Source organism: Rhodospirillales bacterium (genome assembly GCA_020638175.1).
GTDB lineage: Bacteria > Pseudomonadota > Alphaproteobacteria > Micavibrionales > Micavibrionaceae > JACKJA01.
Map to the genome: position 1 here is coordinate 206,329 of JACKJA010000002.1, position 21,603 is coordinate 227,931.

The window sequence follows — 21,603 nt, forward strand, 5'->3', positions numbered from 1 at the left end:
TTCATGAAACTCTCAGGCTTTTTGTAACCTTGTGTCAAGATGCTTTGAATTATAGAGTAGCTGAACAATAAACCAACGAGAAGGAAACCGTCTTGATACGTACTTTTATTTTAACCGCCGCTCTCCTTTTCTTGTCTTTTTCGCCTGCACAGGCACAGGAAGTAGAGCGTTACAGCCAGATTCTGCTTACCCCGCAAAAAACGAAGATAGAAGCCGGGGAAACAATCTATGTCGCTATTGAACAAAAAATCGCACCGGAATGGCATACATACTGGAGCAATCCCGGCGATTCCGGTGAACCCATGCGGGTACGCTGGGAACTGCCACCGGGATTCGTCGCCGGGAAAATGTTGTGGCCGACACCCGGCAAAGTGCCTTACGACGTACTGGTTAATTACGGCTACCACGATAACGCTGTTATCCTGCAGGAAATCAAAGCCCCGCCTGACTTTTCCGGCGAACCCGTAACGCTGGGTGCAACAATCGATATTCTGGTCTGCAACGATATCTGCATTCCCGAAAGCGGTCACTATGAATTGACGCTGAATGACAGGGATGAAGAAAACGAGAGCTTTATCGCGGCAGCCTTCGACTCGATACCGGCTGTTTTCGAATGGCCCGTGACGATGACGGAAGACGGTGAAGATTTCGTCCTGACGATTACCTTCGACAATATGAATTTCCAGAGCCCCGCACGGGTTTTTGGAATGGGCGACAAAGCTGTCTACGAACTGTTTCCATACGAATGGGGCATAATCGACAATACTGCCGCCGCCCGTGCCACACTCTCGGATGAAAAACTGGTAATCCGGCAAAAACGCGGAAGCCGCCCTCTGGAAGACATCGAAGAAGGACGGTTTGTTATCACCATCACGGATGAAAACGGCCAGCGCACGGCGATTGAAGTGTCCGCCCACACCAATACCACTCAACAGGAAGCTATTGCCCCCGCTGCCCCGTCCCCAAATACAACACAACCACTGCCGCCGCCTGAAAAAACCAGCGGCGGTATATTCAAAGCCTTGTTTTTTGCCCTGCTCGGCGGGTTAATTTTAAACCTGATGCCGTGCGTTTTTCCGATTTTGTCGATGAAAGCACTCAGCCTGTGCCATATATCCGGCAAAGAAAACAAAGCGGCAATCCTTCATGGCCTTGAATATACCGCCGGTGTCCTGGTCAGCTTCGCTGTGATTGCCGGGCTTCTGATCTTCCTGAAAGCAGGCGGCGCCCACATTGGCTGGGGCTTCCATCTACAAAACCCAATCATCGTTTTGTTCTTGTCTTATCTTCTGTTTGTCATCGGCCTGAATTTGGCCGGATTTTTTGAGATCAAAGGCATCTTCACCAATCTGGGGGCAAATTTAACACGCCCCGACAAGGTCGGCGGCTCCTTTTTCACCGGCGTACTGGCCACGATGGTCGCCACCCCCTGCACCGCGCCTTTTATGGGCGTTGCCATGGGCTTTGCCCTGACCCAACCCGCACCGATTGCCTTAAGTGTCTTTCTGGCACTGGGCTTTGGTCTGGCGCTTCCCTATCTGCTGCTGACGCTCTTCCCACCTCTTCGCAAAGCCTTGCCCAAGCCGGGGCCATGGATGGTTGGCTTCAAAGAATTCTTGGCTTTCCCGATGTTTGCATCCGGTGCCTGGTTAATCTGGGTCTACGCCCAGCAAACCAGCTCCATCGGCGTATTAGCGGCCCTGGGCGGCACCGTTGGCATCGCCTTTGGCATATGGCTGCTCCGCCGCCCTGTAAAAGCAGCAAGCACCCATATCATAGTAACCGCCATAGCCGCCCTGTTTTTCGTACTGGCCGGACTGGTTGCGCTGCTGGACCACAATCCGATGAAAAGCTGCACGGTTGAGACACCGGCCCATGCCTTTGAAACAGCCGTCTTAGAAGAACCTTACTCAACCGCCCGGTTTGAAGAACTGGAAAAAGGCAATGATCCGCTCTTCATCAATATGACGGCCGATTGGTGCATTACCTGCAAGGTCAACGAACGTGTTGCCTTGAACCGCGCCGAAACGAAAGCCCTCTTTGCGGACTGGAAAATTCGCTCCTTAAAGGGCGACTGGACCAATAGCAACGCCGAAATAACAAACTTTCTGGCCGACTTTGACCGGCAGGGTGTTCCGCTCTACATCTATTACGCACCCCGCGATCCTGAAACCGGGATACGGCCGGCGCCTGTTGTTTTACCGCAATTACTGACGCCGGAAATTATCAGGAACACGATCCAACACAAGGAATAAGGAGACATACAATGATCCGCTTTTTAACTGCTTTTCTGGCCTTATTCGCCCTGAGCGCCCCGGCGTATGCCGCGCCCGTTATCGGCGAACCGGCCCCGGCTTTCACCGGCACCGACACCAATGGTGTTGAACACGCCCTAAGCGATTATCTCGGCAAAACGGTTGTTCTGGAGTGGACCAACCATGAATGCCCGTTCGTCAAGAAACATTATGGCAGCGGCAATATGCAAGCCCTGCAAAAACAAGCCACGGATGAAGGCGTAATCTGGCTGTCCATCGTCTCCTCCGCCCCCGGCAAGCAAGGCAACGTAACAGGCGAACAAGCCAATGAGATCATGGCCGAAGTCGACGCCCACGCAACTGCCCGTATTCTGGATCCGGACGGCACGATCGGTCACCTGTACGATGCCAAGACCACGCCGCATATGTTCGTGATCGACGCGGAAGGAACGCTGGTTTACGCCGGAGCCATAGACGACCAGCCCACCCCGCGCCCGGAAACAATCGAAGGCGCCCATAATTACGTGAGAGCAGCGCTGGATAATCTGGCCGCTGGAACGGCGGTTGAAGTATCGCAGACACAAGCCTATGGCTGTGGCGTGAAATACTAGGGAACCTTATAAAAATCAGGAACCGCCGGACGCCCGCTCATTTTTCGCAAAAAATGCAAAGAAAGTTGGCATGCGGCGATTCTTTGCGCTATGTTATGTCTAGAGTATAGGTACGGCGTTAAATTTCATGTCCAGAAATAACAAAAAAACATCTGCTGCTTCGGCCCGCGAAGCAGCCGCCAGTTCAGGTAAGTCAAAGGATCAGGGCGCCCGTTTTGTCACCGACGGGACAGGGACCGTTTTGTTTTTAACCGACGATTTTTCAAAACTGCTCAAACAATCTGCATCCGCCCTAAAAGGTAAAAATATCAAAGAAATCATTAGTTTTGATACAGACGCTCCCAATGATGGCATCCATAAAATCCACATTGCGGGCCGCAAAACGCCCCTGAAAATCCAGCTCGACAGCATTACCGGTAAAGACGGGCAAACCTTTATGGTGGGCTCGATTCTTAAAACAGGCCAGGAAACATTCGATCCCCTGATAACCCAGAAATTCGTTCATATCGTCGAACAGGAAAACAACAAAACCGGCGACGGAAAAATCACGGCGCGGACGGATGAAAACGAACTGCGCCATTTCCTGAACATGTCGAATGAGATCATGTCGATTTCACATCTGAACGGCACTTTTTCACGGGTTAACTATGCCTTCAACACGGTTACAGGCTACAAAGACGCAGAACTCCGCAATATGACGTTTATGGATCTGGTCCACCCGGACGACCGCCCACATGTCCGCAGCGCCTTGCACGGCATGATGCACGAAGATAACGGGCAGGAAAAAATCATCGACTTTGAATCACGCATCGTCACCAAAAACAACACGACACGCTGGATCGAGTGGCGGCAAAAACGCTCGGAAAACAAGGTCTACAGTGTTGGCCGTGACCTGACGGAAATCAAGGAGCAAGAAGTCGCCCTGAAACGGCAGCAACAACAACTCAGCGAAGCGCAGGCCATTGGCCGCATGGGGCACTGGTACTGGAAAGTCGGCGAAGAAACGATTGAGTGGTCAAAACAAATCTACCGGATCTTCGGCGTTGAAAAGGATGACTTCACCCCGACGCTGGACAACATCAACGGCATGCTGCACAAACGCGACCTCGGCCGCCTGATGCAGGCTTTCCAGCGCGCCATTATAGAACAGAACAATTACGACATGGATTTCCAGGTCAAGCGCCCGGACGGTTCAATACGCTACATCCGCTGCGAAGGAAAATGCGAGCTGGACGAAGATGGCGATGTTATTGCCCTGTTTGGCATTATGCAGGACATCACCGAACGTACTCTGCATGAACGCGACCTTCACGCCGCCAAGGAAGCCGCTGAACGGGCCTACGCCGCCAAATCCCAGTTTCTGGCCAACATGAGCCATGAATTACGCACCCCTCTCAACGCCATCATCGGTTTTTCCGAAATGATGCAACGCCAGCTTCTCGGACCGATCGGCACGGAAAAATATCTGGATTACATCGCCGGCATCCGCGAAAGCGGCGAACATCTGCTGGACCTTATCAGCGATATCCTTGATATGTCGAAAATTGAAGCCGGGAAATATGAACTCGATCTGGAAGAGCTTAATCTGGCAAAAACGATCAAGCTGGCCGTCCATATGATGGAAGGCCGCGCCCTCGATTCCCGGATCAAACTGACAGCCGATATTCAGGATGACGACCTGACGATTATCGCTGACCGCCGCGCCATTATGCAGATTTTGCTGAACCTGCTCTCCAACGCCCTGAAATTCACCAATGAAGGCGGCAGCGTACGGGTCGAATGTCTGCTGCGAAAAGATTATCTCTCGATCAAAGTCCACGACACCGGGGTGGGTATCCCAGTCAATCAGCTCAAAGACATTACCCGGCCGTTCGAACAAGCCGCCAGCCACTATACCCGGGAACACGAAGGAACCGGGCTGGGTCTGGCCATCACCAAGGAACTGGCGGAAATGCATGGCGGCCTGCTGAACATCTCATCGACCGTTGGCGTAGGGACTACCGTCACTGTACGTCTTCCGTACAACGCGTACACATACGTCAAGAAAAAGCGGAAAAAATCTGGTAAAGCCTGATAAACCCTAGCCGTTTTGAGCTTTATGGGCCTCTATAATCTTGTGCTCCATGGCCAGACAACCTTCCAGACCTGCCCCATAGTCCGGATATTTCAACTCAATACCGAGCTCCTCACGAATGCGCGCATTAGCTATCCTTTTATTATCGGCATAGAAACTGCGGGCCATCGGTGACAAATCAGCCTGGTCGAACGGAATCAACGGCGGCACATCCAGCCCCAGAAGATTGCAGGCATACGCGATAACTTCATGACTGGGACCGGGATAATCATCGCAAACATTATAAATCCGGCCCGGATTCGGATGGGTCATGGAAGCAACCAGAACCTGAACGATATCCTCGATATGAATCCGGTTAAAGGCATGGCCCGGCTTATCAATCCGTCGCGCCACACCGGCCCGCACAGTATCCAGAGCACTACGCCCGGGGCCGTAAATACCAGCCAGCCGGAATATATGAACCGGCAGCCCTTCTTGCTGGAACAAAGATAACCATTGGCGTTCAGCCAGCGCCCGGCGGGAACCACGTTTCGACGAAGGACGGATTTCAGAAGTTTCATCCACCCATTCACCTTGCCGGTCACCATAAACGGATATGGACGACAAATAACCAATCCAGCGAATGCTTGGGATTTTAAGGATATCTTCGGCATGAGATAAAAAGGCCGGATCGCCCTCATCGCCCGGCGGCGTGGAAATCAGGACATGAGTCGTGTCTTTTAGAAAATACTGGGGATCTTCCAAAGGATGCTGATAATCATAAAGATATGTTTTAATGCCTTGCTGCTTGAGCAACGCCCGCTTGTCCGGATCGCGGGTCGTACCGACCACTTCCCAGTTTCCCAGATGTTCCAGGGCAAAACCAAGATAGTCGGATGTATACCCGTACCCGAAGCAAAAGAGCTTATGGTCGGCAGTTTCTTTTTCCATTTATGTACTAACCCTCTGGAGGCTTTATCCAGCCTTCTTGTTTATCATCAAAAATCGACGTCTTCAAAATGATTGGACGGCGTAAATCCCGGGATTCTATCTTCCAGTAAAGGTTGGAAGCTCGTACGGGATTTTATTTTTCCATACCATTCACGGGCAGCCTGATGCTCGTCCCACGGCACATCACCAATATAATCGATCGCTGACAAATGCGCCGCCGCCGTAATATCCGCCAGCGAATAATCGTCTCCGGCCAGCCATCGTCTTTTTTCAGTCAAAAACCCTATATAATCGAGATGATAGTGGATATTGGCGTGCCCCGCCCGAATTGACGGGCCATGCGGTTCCCCAAGCTTCAACATCCGCTTCATGAGTTTTTCACCCACGAGGTTTTCCGTCACTTCCTGATTGAATTTCACATCAAACCAACTGACCAGCCGCCGGGTTTCAGCGCGCTGAACAGGATCCTGCCCCAGCAAATTAACATCCGGATAAACTTCTTCCAGATACTCGCAAATCACCTGCGAATTGGCCAGAGTCGTGCCATCTTCCTCAATCAGAACCGGAACGTCACCTGCCGGGTTCAGCGCCAAAAATTCGGTACGGCGCTCCCAGACCTTTTCTATCTTCAATTCAAAATCAAGCCCCTTCTCCGCCAACGCAAGCCGAACCTTGCTGGAAAAAGGGTGAAGCCACAGGTGAAATAATGTCCTCATGGGAATGAGCTTACCTCATATTTTCGTAAAAAACAGCCCCCGATGCGCTTTATTTTGCATGCCCCCAGGGAAGCATGCGGGCAACTGTTCCGTCTTTATCAATCAGCTTGTGCTTTAAAGCGCCCGCGACGTGCAAGACAATCGCTCCTATCATAATCCAGGCCGCCACTTCATGGATCTCGGAAGCAATCTCGCCTATCTCTTTGCTCTTCTCGACCAGGGGCGGCATCGTAAACAAACCAAAGAAAGCCACGTCATGACCACCCGCCGACGACATCATCCAGCCCGACAACGGCATAACCATCATCATCAGGTACAAAATCCCCTGCACACTCTTGGCCAGAACAACTTCCCATCTCTGGTGATTGGGCAACGGCGCGGGCGTTGCGTTCATAAACCGCCATAAAATCCGGAGGACAACCAGCGCCAGAACCAAAATCCCAAACGATTTATGAATACCATACAACTCGAATTTTTCCGGGCTGCGCTCCATCTCTTCCATATACAGCCCCAAAGCCAGCATCCCAACGATCAGAAATGCGATAACCCAGTGGAATCCCTGAGCCACCAACCCAAAACGCTCTGCTGTATTTTTGAAACACATCGTATATTTCCTCGTACTTAAAAATAATGGTTATATATCATAACAAAACTGATCGTCCCAAGCACGGCTAAAAGCCAGTTGAGCATACCATATTTTAGCCGGGAGACAGGATCTTTCATCATCTCCAGAATCTCTTCCTTCGAATACTCACGCAAGGCGTTCATCAAAATCAGTTGTCCGGCAAAAAAGCCACAAACAAACCCCAATATAGCAACAAGATAGACCATCGTATTTTTTTCAGATATGGTGCCGGGCACATCCAACAATATTACCCAGAGATCATAATGCCTTTATTTCATATTGTCATCCTCGCACTGGTTCAGGGAATCACAGAATTTTTACCCATCAGCTCCAGCGGCCATCTGGCGCTGTCTCATGCTTTGATGGGCGAAACCGGCAGTCTGGCACAGTGGGAACAAAACCTGACCATGGATATTGCCGTGCATATCGGCACCCTTCTGGCGGTCTTGCTCTATTACAGGAAGGACGTCTGGCATATGGCCTGCGCGGCGCTCTCTGTTTTCAATAAAAAAAGCGACCAAGAAGGCACGCAGCTTATCTATCTGATTATCGTTGGCTCTCTGCCAGTAATCGCCGCAGGCTTCTTTATTCATGAACTGGCCCCGGCTTTTGTGAATTCTCTGAAAGTCACCGCTTGGTGCACGTTGATTTTCGGGATCGTTCTATGGGTGGCCGATACAAAATTCCCCGTTCAGCGCACAATACAAAACATGACCATCAAAGACGCGATTTTAATCGGGCTAGCCCAGATTTTGGCGCTTGTCCCCGGAACCAGCCGATCAGGTATCACGATGACAGCCGGACGGATGCTCGGCTTTTCCCGCAAGGAATCCGCCCATTACTCGTTGTTGCTGGCCATGGTAGCTATCAGCGGCGCCGGTGCTCTGACAGGCCTGAGCCTGCTGGATTCGGAAAATACGCAGCTCGGCTTTGACGTACTGATTGCCATTATTTTGTCGTTCCTGTCGGCCTACGCCGCCATCGCCCTGATGCTAAAATGGCTGGAGAAAATCAGTTTTACCCCCTTTGCCATCTACCGGATTGTGCTGGGCGTTATTCTTCTGGGGCTGATTTATAGCGGAGCATTATAATCTGGCTGTCGCCATAGGGACGAGCATCCAGGAATGAAAACCCGGCCGGTGGACAAAGAGTAAACTGCTTTTCAGCCTCAACAACAACCATGCCCCCCGCAGTCAGCCAACCACCTGTGGCCAAGGCAGCCAGCGCCGGAAGAACCAGATCCCGACGATAAGGGGGATCGAGAAAAGCAAGTGTCGCGGCGGGCATGCTTTCAGGCCGTACGCCTGCTTTTCGTACATCCCTTTTCAGAAAAGTACACACCGTCTCGATACCGATGGCCCGCGCATTATCACGGGCAGGCTGGATATCCTTATCAATAAAAATACAGGCCGCGGCCCCGCGGGACAGGGACTCAAGCCCCAAAGACCCGCTTCCGCAAAAGCCGTCGAGAACAACCGCATCCACAGGTAAATCATATTTAAGCAACATATTGAAAACCGCTTGCCGGACCATATCTGTCGTCGGGCGTACGTCCAGGCCCTTGGGCACGGATAACCGCCGCCCTCGATATAGCCCCGCCGTAATTCTCATGATTTCTTATCCTGCTGTTTAAAATAGCCGGAAATCTGCTCTTTCATAATCTTACCTTTCACTTGCTCAACAGCGCCAAGGGGTAAGTTTCCGAGTTGAAACGGACCATATGCCAGACGGATAAGACGGTTCACTTTCAAACCGATCGCCTCCATCACCCGGCGCACTTCCCGATTCTTGCCTTCCTTGATTGATACGGTCAGCCAACAGTTACTCCCTTGCTGCTTATCCAGCTTGGCTTCGATTTCGCCATAGCGCATGCCATCAACCGTAATTCCTTTTTTCAACGTATCCAGCCGTTCCTGTGTAATCGTCCCATGCGCCCGCACGCGGTAGCGGCGCTTCCAGCCCGTCGCCGGCAGCTCCAGATAACGCGCCAGCTCCCCGTCATTGGTTAAAAGCAGCAGCCCTTCCGTATTCATATCCAGCCGCCCCACCGTCACCAGCCGCGGCAACCCTTCGGGCAATTCGTCAAAAATCGTCGGGCGGCCCTTTTCATCACGCGCCGTCGTCACCAGACCACCGGGTTTGTGATACATAAAAAGCTGGGTGCCTTCAGCCTGTGGCAAAACCTTGCCATCAACCAGAATTTCGTCCTCTGGCCCAACGGTACAGGCCGGGGTATCCAAAACCCGGCCATTTACGCTCACACGGCCCATATCAATCCAGCGCTCGGCATCGCGGCGGGAACACAGCCCTGCCCGCGCCATAACCTTGGCTATTCTTTCTTTTTTTTCTGACATCGTAACTCCTCTTAACGTCAGGAATATTATTTTTTATCTTGGCGATCGCCGTATCTTGGCGTTAAGAAGCATACATGACAATTAAAGAACAAGATAAAAAATTCATGACGTTAGCGCTGGAAGAGGCGCAAAAAGCAGCGCTGCGCGACGAAGTGCCGATCGGTGCCCTTCTGGTAGACCCCGGTACAGGAACGATCGTCGCCCGCAACGGCAACCGCACGCGGGAACAGTCAGATCCCACCGCACACGCGGAAATTCTTGTAATCCGTGAAGCCTGTGAAAACACCGGCGCCCAGCGTATTCCTGAATACGACCTGTACGTCACCCTCGAGCCCTGCGCTATGTGTGCTGCTGCCATCAGTTTCGCCCGTATCCGCCGCGTTATTTACGGAGCGCCGGATCCAAAGGGCGGTGGAATCGAGCATGGCGGAAAATTTTATGATCTGTCCACCTGTCATCACCGCCCGGATGTAACCAAGGAAGTCTTGGCCGAAGAATGCGGCAAGATCCTCAAGGATTTTTTTGCACAAAAACGCAGTAAAAATTCACAGGCTGAAATATAATTACGAGATACGTACCCCGTAATACGCATTACATTACTTATTTTATTTCAAATAGTAAAGAGCTATCAAGACAAGAGATTTTCTTCGATAAACCGGTAAGCGGCATCCAGAGGCAAAGGCCGCTCAAACAGATAACCTTGCGCAAAATCACACCCCAGAGAATTCAAAGCCACAACATCGCGCTCTTTTTCGATCCCCTCGGCAACGACCTGCAGCTTGAAATTCCGGGCCAACCCCACAATAGCCCGGACAATATCGATGCTCTTATTATCATCGTGTAGCTGCATGACAAAAGACCGGTCGATCTTAAGCGTATCAATCGAAAAACGGTGGAGATATCCCAACGACGAATAACCGGTCCCAAAATCATCCAGAGCAATCCCCACACCGAGCTTTTTAAGCCCCTGCAGAACCTCTTCGGCCAGATCCGCATCGCCGATCAACGCACTTTCGGTAATTTCCAACTTTATCTGCTGCGGGTTAATATTGCTGTTCTCCAGCGTCTTTTCGACCATTCTCACAATATCGGTATTACCAAAGTTAATCCCCGACAGGTTAACGCTGATGAATAAATCTTTCCCGGCTGGACCAGCCTTTTCCATCAACGCCGGCAGATATTCGCACGCTTTTTCCAGCATCATCCGATCAAGATGCTGGACCACTCCGGTACGCTCCGCCACGGGAATAAACTGGTCAGGAAAAATCATCCCCTTTTCAGGATGCTGCCAGCGAATCAAAGCCTCAAACCCCGCCAGCCGCCGATCCGGAAGCGTTAATATAGGCTGCAAATAAGGAATAAATTCACGGTTATCCAGTCCCGCCCGTAATTCCTGCTCCAGCTTCAACTCTCGCAAAGCTATTTCCCGCTGCTCCTCGGTATTATGGAGACGAACGAGAACTTCCGGCAGGTTTTCATAGCGGCTGATCTTTTCAACAAAATCACCGCCCTGATCCTGCTTGATCGATTCAGGAAGGTAAATACGCGTCAGGCTATAACGCTCAATCAACAAACTAACTAGCAAGGAAAGAATGGGATCAAGTCCGGAAATGCGGTCCCGCAGGGCATCACGGGGAATAACAAAAATCGTGGATTCTGCCGTCGTCACGGCCCCGGCGGTCCGGGCGGCATCATCGATCAGGGCCATCTCACCGAAAATCTCACCCGCGCCCAAAACACACAGACAAGAATCTTTTGCGGCCTCGTCCTCATCAAAAATATCGACCTGGCCTTCGTCGATAAGATAGGCACATTCCCGGCGCTCTCCTTTTCTGAACAACACCGTCCCGGCGGGGAAAACATACCGGCGGATCATCCCGGCACAATTCCGGGCCAGGATCGCGTCTTGTGAATCATCCTGAGACCATTTTTTGGCAACGACAGCCTGCCCCTCTGACACGATACGCTCCTAGCTCTCGCCTTCACTTTTTACAGCCCGCCACCCGATATCGCGGCGGCAAAAGCCATCGGGCCAATCAATCAGATCAACGGCATGGTACGCACGTTCCTGCGCCAATTTTGCAGTATTCCCCAGCGCCGTCACGCCCAGAACCCGGCCCCCGTTGGCAACCAGTTGCCCTTCGCCGTTCCGGCATGTTCCAGCATGAAAAATTTTACAGTGTTCCGTTTCACTTTCGGCATGATCCAGATCTATAACAGACCCTTTCTCATAGTCGCCGGGATAACCTTTTGCAGCCATCACAACGCACAAAGCCGTGGCATTACGCCATTCAATCTGGTCAGCGACCTCATCCAAACGTCCTTCCGCCGCCGCCAGTAAAATTTCCAGCAAATCGGATTTCAACAGCATCATCAACGGCTGACATTCAGGATCGCCAAACCGTACGTTATATTCCAGCAACGTTGGCTCACAATCTTTAACCATCAATCCGGCAAAAAGTACGCCGGTAAACGGGCAACCTTCTTTGGCCATCCCGTCAATCAGAGGTTTGATCGTCCGGTCAAAAATTTCCTTCTCCAGCTCCGGCGTCATGAAATGGGCCGGGGCGTACGCCCCCATCCCGCCTGTATTCAGGCCCATATCGCCGTCCCCCACACGTTTGTGGTCCTGCGCCGAAAGCAACGGCACAACGGTTTTCCCATCGGCCAGCGCGAAAAAGCTGACTTCTTCACCTTCCAGAAATTCCTCAATAACAATTTCCGTCCCCGCATCACCGAAAGCTGCACCGGACAGCATCTCTTCCGCCGCCTTTTCCGCTTCCTCTACGCTCTGACAGATAATCACGCCCTTACCCGCCGCCAGCCCGTCGGTCTTGACAACGATCGGCGCCCCATGCGTACGGATAAACGTACGGGCTGCATCCAGGTCGGTAAACCGGCCATAGGCAGCCGTCGGGATACCGTACTTGGCGCACATGTCCTTCATGAAAGCTTTGGAGCCTTCAAGCTGGGCGGCCGCCCGGCTCGGGCCGAAAACCTTAAACCCTTTTTCTTTAAGGATATCGGTCAGGCCGGCAACCAACGGCACTTCCGGCCCGATAACGACCAGATCAATTTTCCTGTCTTGGGCAAAGGCAACAATTTCATCAATATTGTCAGCCGCAATGCCATTGCATTCGGAACTTTCACAAATGCCCGCATTACCGGGCGCAGCATAGAGCGCCGAACACAATCGTGATTGTGCCAGCTTCCAAGACAAAGCGTGTTCGCGACCCCCACCACCAACAACAAGAATATTCATTTTTAACTGTCCCCCGAACGAACCATATCAAGAAAATCCGTGAAAGGAAGAGCCTTTGCAACAAGAGCGTTAACGGCCATTTCCCGGATCGATTCACTGCTATAAATCGACAAACCTTTTGCATACGCATAGGCTATTTCAATTGTTACACTATAGCCAACATAACCATCCTTGGCGACAACATATAAAATATTTGTTTCGTCCAACAAATCCAGAAAGCGAAAAGTCAGGCTTTCTTTCTCTTTCTGGGTTATAGTTTGGTCATGGGCATCGTCAAATTCAAAGGCCGGATGGTGCACGGTAAACCCGGCATCCTGAAGCTGTCGGACATACTCTTTTGTCTCATCATAAAATTTAGTGCTGGAAGCCAGCGCGATAACCGGCTGAGTCATAAAGAAAATCCTTCGCCCAGATACACTTTCCGTACATCATCGTGAGAAACGATCTCGTCCGGCGTTCCCTCCATCAAGACTTTACCATCATGCAGGATATAAGCCCGGTCAACGATATCCAGACAATCACGCACATTATGATCGGTAATCAAAACCCCCAACCCCCGGTCTTTCAGATGCCCTACCAGATTGCGGATTTCACTGACCGCGATCGGGTCGATTCCGGCCAAGGGCTCGTCCAGCAACATAAATTGCGGGCGACCGGCCAGCGCCCGGGCAATTTCAACCCGGCGGCGTTCTCCGCCCGACAGCGCCACAGAGGGCGTACGCCGTAAATGGGCGATGGAAAACTCGGCCAGCAAATCCTCAAGAAAATGCTCCTGATCCTCGGGCTTCAAATCCTGAGCCTGTAAAACTGCCCTGATATTGTCTTCCACGTTCAACCCTCGGAAGATCGAGGATTCCTGAGGCAAATAGCCAATTCCCATTCGGGCCCGGCGGTACATCGGCAACGCCGTAACATCCTGCCCGTCCAGCATAATATAACCGCCATCCGCCCCGATCAGACCGGTCATAATATAAAAACTGGTGGTTTTTCCCGCTCCGTTCGGCCCCAAGAGAGCCACAGCCTCGCCCCGCTGGATCGACAAACTAACATCGCGGAGAACCGGGCGCTTTTTGTAGCTTTTCGACAGGTGCCGCGCCTGTAAGCCTTTGGGAACTGATTTTAAACGTCTTCGTTTTTGCATAGCACAATCATCATGCCGGGTTTTACGGGTTTATGCAATTTACTTTATGGCTGGGTTTTATCACTTCCGGGATAGAATGTCCCATGAACACGGCCCCCGGTTTCGGGGCTGCCATGCATACGGCTGACATTAGTGGCCAGATTAACATCCGCCCTATCCCCTTCCAGAACATTCGGGCCGCGCTGGATTTTCACCGTCCCGATCAATTCGGCCACATTGGTTGCCGCGTTATAGACCCCTTTCTGGCCGCTCAGCGTTTCCGTCGGCGTGATAATAACCACATTATCATAAGCTTCCAGCCGGTTAAGCTGGTTCTTACCATCAGCGCCCTTGGTGAAAAAAGCCGCCAGACGAGCCGCGGTAATCGTATCCTCGCCGCGAATAGCCTTGGCATCCCCCAGAGCCGTCAACCTGCCTTCATTGATCCAGTATTCAAAACTGTCCCGCGCCGTTACAGTCTGATCGGGCGAAACCAACCGCAAATTTTCACCCGTCATCACCGCGACACCCTGATCGACATTATAAACCGTTTTATCGCCATAGGCCTTGTTGCCACGGGATTCGATTTCAACGTTCCCCGCCGCGGTCAGACGATAAATATCGAAATTTTCATCTTCCGTTTCCCGGTAATCCGCCGTGAGAACTTCAGCATGAATAATCACATCGCCCTGCTTTGCCACCACGGCCCCCCGGGCAATAAATTGCTGGGTATCCCGGTGCCACTCCAACGTCTGATCCGCGGTAATCTCCAGCGGTTCGTCCTTTTGAGGGTTAAAACCGCCGGCATTCTGGGCAGCAGCCGGGAATACCGCCAGAAAAAATACGATCAAAAAATTAAATATCAAAAATCTCATTCTATCCCCTTAATCGCCCGGTTGAGAACCAGTTTGGCCGGGCCGGTAAAAATCAGCCGTTCCGATATGTTTTCCGCCTGCATACCGCTGGCCTGAAGCGTTCCGGCCGGGCCGTGGCCTGAAACCGGTTGGTCGGACCACGCTTCTTGCGCCTGCAGGTCAACCAGCAATTTTTCCGTTTGCAGCTCATATCCCTGATCGTGAAACAATTTAACCGCTCCTGTCAGCATCAACTGTTTTTTCTCCTGCCGGTATGTTCCTTTTTGCGATTCAACGGCAATCCAGTCTCCGCTTTTCAAAGTAATGTCGGCCATAGGCTGTTCCAGCAGCACCATATCGGGATCATCCGAGCTCTGCAGCGCCCGCGTCGCCGTAATGGTAAAAGGCTGCTGGCTTTCATCTTCGCTTTCGAAACGAGGACTAACCAATTCATTTTTGCCGATGACCGCCTGCGGGATCAGGTTTTCCTTCGGGATCGCCTCGAACGTTTCTTCCACCCGCGGCCAGGCCATCAAAATCCCGACAATGCCAACAGCCATAAGCGGCAGAACCACCCGCATCCAGCGTACAAAACGCGTATACCGCGCGGTCGATTCGATCTTCCGCGGACGGTTTAAATGTTGCAAACGGTTGGATTGTTCTTTTTCCATTGAATAGATTATAGGGGCACAACGTTTTCAGGCAAAGAAAATCGTCAGGCCACACCGGCCTGCAAGCAGTCCTGAACCCGGATCAACCCGGCGGGCTTGCCATCATCCATCACGACAAGGCAAGTAATCGGCGATTTAAAGTGATTCAGCATAATATCAAGCGCCTCAGCCGCCAGCGCCTCCATACCGATTGTCTTTGGCCCGGCAGTCATAATCGCTGTCACCGGTTTTTGTAACAAGTCAGGCCCCATATGGCGCTTCAAATCCCCATCGGTAATAATCCCGCGCAAAGCGCCGGCATCATCGACAACAACAATCGCCCCCAGATTTTTCTCGGTCAGAGCCAGCAAGGCTGTCTCCATATTGGCGCTATCCCGGACACGCGGCATGTCATCCCCGCCGTGCATCAGCTCGGAAACTTTCAGAAGTTTCTGCCCCAGCTTGCCGCCAGGATGAAAAATTTTGTACTGCTCAGCCGTCAACCCCATCCGTTCCAGCAACGCCACAGCCAGCGCATCGCCGAGCGCCATGGTCATCGTTGTCGAAGTCGTCGGCGCCAGACCGTTCGGACACGCCTCCCCCACAGGTGGCAACAACAAAACCATGTCAGCATGCTTGCCCAGCGTTGAATCGGCGCCGCTGGTAATCGCAATCAGCGGGATCGAAAACCGGCGGGTATAATGAATAATATCGGACAGCTCCGGTGCCTCGCCGGAATTGGACAGGGCCAGCACCACATCATCGCTGGTCACCATGCCCAGATCGCCATGGCTGGCTTCACCCGGATGAACGAAATAAGACGGCGTGCCGGTTGACGCCAGAGTCGCCGCAATCTTGCGGCCAACATGACCGCTTTTCCCCATGCCGGTAACGATCAGCCGTCCGCGACGAGCATCTTTCATAGCGACAATGGTTTCAACAGCCTGGGTAAAATCACCATTCAGAGAATCCGCCAAGGCTTCCAGACCGGCCGCTTCGGCTTTTAGTGTGCGGATGGCACTGGCAACGTCCTTGTTTTCACTGGTCATGGAATACGCCTTGATTAATGCGCGAAGATATCGACATCCAGCCACCCGGCCAGATCCAGATCAGCCCGCACAGGAATAAATTCAAAGCACTTCTGCGCCATCTCCATACGGCCTTCACGGACCAGCATCTTATCGAGTCTGGCTTTTAAATCATGCAAATATAAAACGTCATTGGCCGCGTAGAGCAGCTGATCTTGCGTCAACTCATCCGCGCCCCAATCCGAAGATTGTTGTTGTTTTTTCAGGTCAACATCCAGCAATTCCCGGCACAAATCCCGCAACCCGTGACGATCCGTATACGTCCGGGCCAGATAAGAAGCGATCTTGGTGCAATAAATAGGCGCGCATTCAACATCGAGATACTTTTTGATAAGCGCGATATCAAAACGGGCATATTGGAAAATTTTGGTCACTTCGGGATCGCTAAGCAACTTTTTCAGATTCGGGGCATCGTATCCCTGCCCGGAGCGAAACTGGACCAGATGCGCCGTACCATCGCCCGCAGAAAGCTGGACCAGACAAAGCCTGTCCCTGTGATTCAGCAAACCCATGGCCTCCGTATCAACAGCGATAGAGGAACCAAAATCAATGTCGGCGGGGATATCCCCCTGATGAAGCGTAATTGTCATGAAAACTTTATAGCCGCGTTATGCCGGATAGTAAAGATCCGCTAATCATATATCCGGTAAGAATGGTGCCCAGGAGAAGACTCGAACTTCCACGATCTTGCGATCACAGGTACCTGAAACCTGCGCGTCTACCAATTCCGCCACCTGGGCACAGGGGGCATTGCAGGGGGTCTTATCTAAAGGAACAAACAGGAAATGTCAAACAGGATTCTATGCCTGAATCGAAAAATCTTGTCGGTTTTTTAACTGTTCTATTGGCAGATTAAATATATAGGATAGAATAACAGGAGCGATGGAATGACCTTCATCGCCTGACTTATGTACGCAAAAACGGATTGTCCATCATGATGAGAATGCTTGTTATTGACCGTGAAGCCTTATCGGCCCAGCTAATTCGCTCGAAAATGGAGGGCATCGGCCACGTCGTTGTCGAAGAACCGGTCAAAAACAGTGCGCTGGAACGGCTGCAATCTGAAAAATTTGATGTTGTCTTTTTTGATCCGGCTCCTCTCAACAATGCCCGGCCTATTGTTTTGAGCATCCGCAGGGTTGTGAAAAACTACCCTTATATCGTTTTAACATCGACCGATATGGAGAAAGAAGAGGCCATTCGTTCGGGAGCCAATGACATGTTGGCCAAGCCTATGGACGCCAGCCGGTTAAACGCCATCGTTGAAAATGCGGAGCGCCTGACGACCCTGATCCGCCGGATCGGTGATGACAGCGAAGACTTCCCCAGCGCGGGCGGTGTCATCGCAAAATCAGCCTTCAACCAGCTTTTTCTGTCATCTCTTGACCGGGCCGACCGCTACGGCGAGCATTCTTATCTCGTCTTTATCGGCCTGAACAACTACGAAGATATTCTGAATCATGACGGCCCGCAGGCTGCTCAGTATTCAGCCGCGAAACTCTCGCAATATCTGGTGCGCTTGCGGCGCCAGAGCGACATCATTGCCCAGACGGGGAAAAGTGAATATGTCCTGATGCTTCAACGGCCCCAATATGAAACCGAGCCGATGGAAGCCGCCAACCGCTTTGCTGAAGCTCTCAGCAAACTGGAAGATGTTTGCTATAATGTGCAGGGGAAAGTCGAAATTTTTGTTCGGTTGCTGGAAGTCCCTTCCGGTAACCAGCAGATCGAACACATTATCACCCATACAAAAAGCTAAAAGGCACAAAAAGCCGCCCGGCGTAGCACCTCTTGACAAAAGAACATTTATAGAACATAATTATTTTTACAAACAGCACCACTGTATCCAGACCCTGCCAAACGGCGGGGTTTTTTGCTTTTCAAACATTTTGAATAAGGAGATTTAAATGCCCACCATACTTCCCACCGACTCCAACGACCACGTCATTCCCGCTATACGTCTAAAAGACGGCGGTGCCCATGCCATCTCTGTCAGCGCTGCGTCAGCCCGCAATGCCGCCGCCTTTGACTCCGAAACCCGGATCGTCGGCCTGTACGCCACTGGTCCGGTCTACATCAAATGCGGCGACAGCAGCGTCACCGCCACCACCAACGACCATTATTTCCCGGAAGGAGTTTATTACGATCTCGCCATTGGCGGGGACAAAGTCAATCAGTACACGCACATTGCGGCACTGGCCGCCGACACAAATTGTATCCTGTATATATCGGAAAAAGAGTAGCTTACTGGCTACGGGCGCGCAGAGCGGTAGTAATGGTACCGTCATCCAGATAATCCAGCTCTCCGCCCACCGGCACGCCATGCGCCAACCGGGTAATCTTTAGATCCGGCGCCACCGCACTCAAACGATCCGCCAGATAATGGGCCGTAGCCTGCCCGTCGACCGTGGCGCTGAGAGCCAGAATAATCTCGCAAACCCCGTCAGATTTGGTCCGCTCCAGAAGAGAGTCAATCCGTAAATCTTCGGGCCGCACACCATCGAGAGCCGAAAGAATCCCCCCCAGAACATGGTAACGGCCCCGGAACGACTTGGTCCGCTCGATAGCCCACAAATCCGCTACACCGGCCACAACACATAAAATACTTTGGTCCCGCCGGACATCCTGACACAAACGGCACGGCGTAACGGTATCGAGATTACCGCAACTTTCACATTCCCCGATATGATCGGCAGCATTTTGCAAAGCCTGAATCAAGGGAAACATTTTCTGATCCTTGTTAGTCAAAAGATGCAAGACCGCCCGGCGCGCCGACCGCGGCCCCAGTCCCGGCAAACGAGCCATAGCCTTTATCAGGGTTTCAATATCCGATGACTCAGCCATGCACCCTCGCCGGGTCGCCGTTATCCGGCCGAGCCATCGTGATCGTCGTATCGCTGTGGATACAGGAAACATCAAGGCCCGCTCCCAGCAATCCCGGAACCGATGCCTCGATCATTGCCGGCGGTCCGCCGATATAAACCCGGAAAGGCGACAAATCCTTAAAGTCTTCCAATACGACATCGGCAATTAAACCAGAACGATGACGCCCGTCATCCTGTTCGGACAAGGCCGTTACAATTGTAAAATCACCGTAATCGGCAGCCAGTGCTTCCAGTGCGTCATGTAGGTATAAATCGCTCTCTATCCGCCCGCCGAAATACAGATAAACGGGCGCGCCGTGTTTGTGCCGCACAGCTTCCTCCAAAATGGCTTTGATCGGCGCCAATCCGATCCCCCCTGCAATCGCCATGATCGGCTTCGCACAATTCTCGATATAGACACACGCCCCCATGGGCGCCGACACCATAACCTCATCCCCGACTTTCAACCCCTGCGCCGCATAAGCGCGCGCACCATGCCCCACGCCGCGAATATGGAATTCGATAAAATCTGCGCCGGGTGCATTGGCGATGGAAAAAGGCCGCGCCTCAAACCCATCAAAAGTCAATTCCGCGTATTGCCCGGCTTTATAGTCATAGCCCGCATCAGGAATCAGGCGCAAAATACGAATGTCATCACTGATGGATTCAATAGCGCTGACAGTTGCCTTAAACATGGATCAATCGTTGTAACGGGGTTCTGATTTCTTGGGATCGCTGTACACAAACAAATTGTGCGGCAAATCAATGCCGGATTCGAGCTGAAACAGTTCGACCTCGGTCACCGCGCCGGTAGCATCGGTTACCTCCCATTTTTTAAGCTCCATGGGATTTTCCTTGAACCCTAGCGTCAGAGAACCGGCATCCGGGTCTTCGGTCTGCATCAGGGTAATCTGGAGCAGGTCATCGCTACGCCGCACGGATTTAACCGTTACGTCACCGGATAGGCTTAAATCATCGCGTAACAGGAAATCCGCCAGTGTCTGGCCAATCGGTGCATTGGATTGTTCACCAAGATCACTGTCGTAGAAATAAAGGAAATAACCATCTGCCACGATAAAATCGTCGAGCGCATCATATTCAAAACGCAGCCGCCCCGGCCGGCTCAGGTAAAACGTACCGATAAGCTGGCTGCCATCCTGTGCCGTCTGTAAGAACCGGGCCTTGGCCATCCCCAGACTTCGCAAATACTCCTCGGCCTTGACCACAGAAGGCGCACTCCGCGCATCGGTTTCAGCACGGGACAGGGAGGGGACCATTACAAATGCCACCAAGGCGGCTAAAAGCAGATATCTCATCATTCGATTGATATAGGATGAATCGTTAAAAGGAAAGAGCCTAGCCTTCGTAGCTCTTCACGCCCAGATTATTTTCCGTTTGCCGAAGCTGCGCCATATCATAGGCCAGCTGCATCTTGGCTAACAAATCGGCGCTAATGCCAAAGGCTTTTTCAATACGCAGCGCCATCTCAAGCGACAAATCGGCCCGCTCGTTTAAAAGCGCCGACATAGCTTGCCGCCCGACATTCAGTATTTTGGCTGTACTGGTTACATTCAGACCTTTGGCCTCGACAATGTTTTTTTTAATCATCGCACCGGGGTGCGGCGCTGCTTTTGCATTCATAACAAACCCCCTTCTCTTGTTCTGCTACAGAATAGCGTCATGCATCACACGACACAAGAAAATAACCCGCCGATACGAAGAAATAAAATTAAAGGGGATACCTGACCGGAGCGGGTGTTTTCCATTGCATACGCTCGGTCACGGAAACTCCGTGTCGATCATAATTATGTTCGACGGCCTTCTCAATGACGGTCCTCACCATCTTGTCATCCAACCCGACCTCCTCGACTAAATCCCTTGCCTGATCACGAAGCAAAGCCGATAGAACCTGATGGTCGGTTCTTTCACGAACAAAGAAAACATCGCCCTCATAGGGCAAATACGCAATTAAAGGCAGGCTCTTCTCTCTCAACCAGTCATCAAGGCGAACGGCGCACTCATCAGCAGCCCGTTCTTCGGGAGTCACGATTCTAACGGCGCGTCTCAGATCCGCCATAGGTCGCGCCCTAATTCCAAAATCTCTTCCATCCAGAACCGCGCTCATAGCGTTTCCCCTCATAATAGATTGGTGAATATGTCAATCTATGTACGGACACGCATCCAAAAAAGCAAGAAAATA

The 21,603-nt window shown here is 51.9% G+C and carries 26 protein-coding genes and 1 tRNA gene; 7 read left to right on the forward strand and 20 right to left on the reverse strand.

Features of this window, described 5'->3' with window-relative positions; genetic code table 11:
* Positions 1 to 92: 92 nt before the first annotated feature.
* The 3 genes from H6868_01015 (at position 93) to H6868_01025 (ending at position 4,940) form a co-directional block, all read left to right on the forward strand.
* Positions 93 to 2,255, forward strand: a complete 2,163-nt coding sequence (locus H6868_01015; GenBank protein ID MCB9987894.1) for a thioredoxin family protein — start codon at positions 93 to 95, stop codon at positions 2,253 to 2,255.
* A gap of 11 nt (positions 2,256 to 2,266) precedes the next feature.
* The gene (locus tag H6868_01020) at positions 2,267 to 2,866 is read left to right on the forward strand and encodes a redoxin domain-containing protein (protein MCB9987895.1); all 600 of its coding nucleotides are present in this window, start codon (positions 2,267 to 2,269) and stop codon (positions 2,864 to 2,866) included.
* Positions 2,867 to 2,993: 127 nt separating this feature from the next.
* Complete coding sequence (locus tag H6868_01025; GenBank protein MCB9987896.1) at positions 2,994 to 4,940, forward strand: PAS domain-containing protein; 1,947 nt, start codon at positions 2,994 to 2,996, stop codon at positions 4,938 to 4,940.
* A gap of 6 nt (positions 4,941 to 4,946) precedes the next feature.
* Here the strand turns inward: H6868_01025 and H6868_01030 are convergent, their stop codons facing one another.
* The 4 genes from H6868_01030 to H6868_01045 are packed head-to-tail and all read right to left on the reverse strand — an operon-like array spanning position 4,947 to position 7,453.
* On the reverse strand, positions 4,947 to 5,870 hold the full coding sequence (locus H6868_01030) for an SDR family oxidoreductase (GenBank protein MCB9987897.1): 924 nt from the start codon (positions 5,868 to 5,870) through the stop codon (positions 4,947 to 4,949).
* A gap of 47 nt (positions 5,871 to 5,917) precedes the next feature.
* Positions 5,918 to 6,586, reverse strand: coding sequence for a glutathione S-transferase family protein (locus tag H6868_01035; protein ID MCB9987898.1), 669 nt, complete (start codon positions 6,584 to 6,586; stop codon positions 5,918 to 5,920).
* 49 nt (positions 6,587 to 6,635) lie between these two features.
* Positions 6,636 to 7,190, reverse strand: a complete 555-nt coding sequence (locus tag H6868_01040; GenBank protein ID MCB9987899.1) for a cytochrome b — start codon at positions 7,188 to 7,190, stop codon at positions 6,636 to 6,638.
* A 17-nt stretch (positions 7,191 to 7,207) separates the two neighbouring features.
* On the reverse strand, positions 7,208 to 7,453 hold the full coding sequence (locus H6868_01045; protein ID MCB9987900.1) for a hypothetical protein: 246 nt from the start codon (positions 7,451 to 7,453) through the stop codon (positions 7,208 to 7,210).
* A 21-nt stretch (positions 7,454 to 7,474) separates the two neighbouring features.
* Here H6868_01045 and H6868_01050 point away from each other — a divergent pair, with 21 nt between their 5' ends.
* On the forward strand, positions 7,475 to 8,302 hold the full coding sequence (locus H6868_01050) for an undecaprenyl-diphosphate phosphatase (GenBank protein ID MCB9987901.1): 828 nt from the start codon (positions 7,475 to 7,477) through the stop codon (positions 8,300 to 8,302).
* Here the strand turns inward: H6868_01050 and rsmD are convergent.
* Positions 8,265 to 8,822 carry a 16S rRNA (guanine(966)-N(2))-methyltransferase RsmD gene (gene rsmD, locus H6868_01055; protein MCB9987902.1) on the reverse strand — a complete coding sequence of 186 codons (558 nt, stop codon included), beginning with the start codon at positions 8,820 to 8,822 and terminating at the stop codon, positions 8,265 to 8,267. The genes H6868_01050 and rsmD overlap by 38 nt on opposite strands.
* Positions 8,819 to 9,565, reverse strand: coding sequence for an rRNA pseudouridine synthase (locus H6868_01060; GenBank protein ID MCB9987903.1), 747 nt, complete (start codon positions 9,563 to 9,565; stop codon positions 8,819 to 8,821). The genes rsmD and H6868_01060 overlap by 4 nt, the downstream gene beginning before the upstream one ends.
* A 74-nt stretch (positions 9,566 to 9,639) precedes the next feature.
* Between H6868_01060 and H6868_01065 the strand changes: the two genes are divergently transcribed.
* Positions 9,640 to 10,128, forward strand: a complete 489-nt coding sequence (locus H6868_01065; protein ID MCB9987904.1) for a nucleoside deaminase — start codon at positions 9,640 to 9,642, stop codon at positions 10,126 to 10,128.
* A gap of 65 nt (positions 10,129 to 10,193) precedes the next feature.
* Here the strand turns inward: H6868_01065 and H6868_01070 are convergent, their stop codons facing one another.
* From H6868_01070 to H6868_01110, 9 genes are all read right to left on the reverse strand, one after another.
* On the reverse strand, positions 10,194 to 11,438 hold the full coding sequence (locus H6868_01070; GenBank protein MCB9987905.1) for an EAL domain-containing protein: 1,245 nt from the start codon (positions 11,436 to 11,438) through the stop codon (positions 10,194 to 10,196).
* 96 nt (positions 11,439 to 11,534) lie between these two features.
* Entirely contained in the window at positions 11,535 to 12,827 is a 1,293-nt protein-coding gene (gene purD / locus H6868_01075; protein ID MCB9987906.1) for a phosphoribosylamine--glycine ligase, read from the reverse strand.
* A 2-nt stretch (positions 12,828 to 12,829) separates the two neighbouring features.
* Positions 12,830 to 13,219 (reverse strand): hypothetical protein, encoded by a 390-nt coding sequence (locus H6868_01080; GenBank protein MCB9987907.1) that lies wholly within the window; start codon positions 13,217 to 13,219, stop codon positions 12,830 to 12,832.
* On the reverse strand, positions 13,216 to 13,968 hold the full coding sequence (lptB, locus tag H6868_01085; protein ID MCB9987908.1) for an LPS export ABC transporter ATP-binding protein: 753 nt from the start codon (positions 13,966 to 13,968) through the stop codon (positions 13,216 to 13,218). Before lptB ends, H6868_01080 begins: the two co-directional genes overlap by 4 nt.
* 44 nt (positions 13,969 to 14,012) lie before the next feature.
* Positions 14,013 to 14,822: an ostA-like family protein gene (locus H6868_01090; protein MCB9987909.1), complete on the reverse strand. Its 810-nt coding sequence runs from the start codon at positions 14,820 to 14,822 to the stop codon at positions 14,013 to 14,015.
* A complete protein-coding gene (lptC, locus tag H6868_01095; GenBank protein MCB9987910.1) occupies positions 14,819 to 15,472 on the reverse strand; it encodes an LPS export ABC transporter periplasmic protein LptC in 654 nt (217 codons plus the stop codon). Before lptC ends, H6868_01090 begins: the two co-directional genes overlap by 4 nt.
* Positions 15,473 to 15,516: 44 nt before the next feature.
* Positions 15,517 to 16,500 (reverse strand): KpsF/GutQ family sugar-phosphate isomerase, encoded by a 984-nt coding sequence (locus H6868_01100; protein MCB9987911.1) that lies wholly within the window; start codon positions 16,498 to 16,500, stop codon positions 15,517 to 15,519.
* A 14-nt stretch (positions 16,501 to 16,514) separates the two neighbouring features.
* Complete coding sequence (locus H6868_01105) at positions 16,515 to 17,129, reverse strand: ribonuclease D (protein ID MCB9987912.1); 615 nt, start codon at positions 17,127 to 17,129, stop codon at positions 16,515 to 16,517.
* A 63-nt stretch (positions 17,130 to 17,192) separates the two neighbouring features.
* Positions 17,193 to 17,279: transfer RNA gene (locus H6868_01110), tRNA-Leu, on the reverse strand.
* A 197-nt stretch (positions 17,280 to 17,476) separates the two neighbouring features.
* Here H6868_01110 and H6868_01115 point away from each other — a divergent pair.
* The gene (locus H6868_01115; GenBank protein MCB9987913.1) at positions 17,477 to 18,298 is read left to right on the forward strand and encodes a response regulator; all 822 of its coding nucleotides are present in this window, start codon (positions 17,477 to 17,479) and stop codon (positions 18,296 to 18,298) included.
* 148 nt (positions 18,299 to 18,446) lie between these two features.
* A complete protein-coding gene (locus tag H6868_01120; GenBank protein ID MCB9987914.1) occupies positions 18,447 to 18,782 on the forward strand; it encodes a hypothetical protein in 336 nt (111 codons plus the stop codon).
* 1 nt (position 18,783) lies between these two features.
* Here the strand turns inward: H6868_01120 and recR are convergent, their stop codons facing one another.
* From recR to H6868_01145, 5 genes are all read right to left on the reverse strand, one after another.
* On the reverse strand, positions 18,784 to 19,383 hold the full coding sequence (gene recR / locus H6868_01125) for a recombination protein RecR (GenBank protein MCB9987915.1): 600 nt from the start codon (positions 19,381 to 19,383) through the stop codon (positions 18,784 to 18,786).
* Complete coding sequence (locus tag H6868_01130) at positions 19,376 to 20,098, reverse strand: oxidoreductase (GenBank protein MCB9987916.1); 723 nt, start codon at positions 20,096 to 20,098, stop codon at positions 19,376 to 19,378. Before H6868_01130 ends, recR begins: the two co-directional genes overlap by 8 nt.
* 3 nt (positions 20,099 to 20,101) lie before the next feature.
* Positions 20,102 to 20,722: an outer-membrane lipoprotein carrier protein LolA gene (locus H6868_01135; GenBank protein MCB9987917.1), complete on the reverse strand. Its 621-nt coding sequence runs from the start codon at positions 20,720 to 20,722 to the stop codon at positions 20,102 to 20,104.
* 37 nt (positions 20,723 to 20,759) lie between these two features.
* Positions 20,760 to 21,044 carry a HigA family addiction module antidote protein gene (locus H6868_01140; GenBank protein MCB9987918.1) on the reverse strand — a complete coding sequence of 95 codons (285 nt, stop codon included), beginning with the start codon at positions 21,042 to 21,044 and terminating at the stop codon, positions 20,760 to 20,762.
* Positions 21,045 to 21,132: 88 nt separating this feature from the next.
* A complete protein-coding gene (locus H6868_01145; protein MCB9987919.1) occupies positions 21,133 to 21,528 on the reverse strand; it encodes a hypothetical protein in 396 nt (131 codons plus the stop codon).
* Positions 21,529 to 21,603 lie beyond the last annotated feature (75 nt).